Annotated in this window: 1 protein-coding gene; it reads left to right on the top strand. The window is 37.2% G+C overall.

Annotated elements, in window-relative coordinates; all coding sequences use genetic code 11:
* The first annotated feature begins 79 nt into the window (after positions 1 to 79).
* Complete coding sequence (locus tag CWS31_RS17390) at positions 80 to 388, top strand: DUF3144 domain-containing protein (protein ID WP_246143607.1); 309 nt, start codon at positions 80 to 82, stop codon at positions 386 to 388.
* The last annotated feature ends 139 nt before the right edge of the window (positions 389 to 527 follow it).

The raw sequence follows: 527 nt of genomic DNA on the forward strand, positions 1-527 counted from the left end.
CAGTTTGCTGTTTCGTGCCTCAACATTTTAGCAAACAATTTTTTGCCTCTTAATGAGGCGTTATGCAGATACAAAAGGAATGGCGTATATGAATGATGTTGATGATAAATTTTATGAAAGAGCTGATGCCCATATCCATTTATCAAACGATCAAATAACAGAAGATGTGGGACGCGGCAAGGTTAGCTCTTCTACTATGTATTCAACTGCGAGATTTAACGCTTGGGTAAGTGCTTGTAGCTGCGATAGCCGAGAAAATATGATCGAAGACAAAGCTGAAATGTTAGAGTATTTTGTTTCTGAATATAAAAAAATGCTGGATGAGAATCTAGATGACTATATTGAGAATTTCAATGAATACATGGGTGTAGATGATAAATCTGCATAACAAGCTGTTCAAGTGGGACAAAATACAGTTGGCTGTTTTCGCTCCGCTCAACATTTTAGCCAACTGTATTTTGCCCCTTAACAGGGCGTTAGGTGTATTGGGTTATTTGCGTAAGGTATATTTTTTGATTCACGTTTTG

This window comes from Colwellia echini (genome assembly GCF_002843355.2).
Taxonomy (GTDB): Bacteria; Pseudomonadota; Gammaproteobacteria; order Enterobacterales; family Alteromonadaceae; genus Colwellia; species Colwellia echini.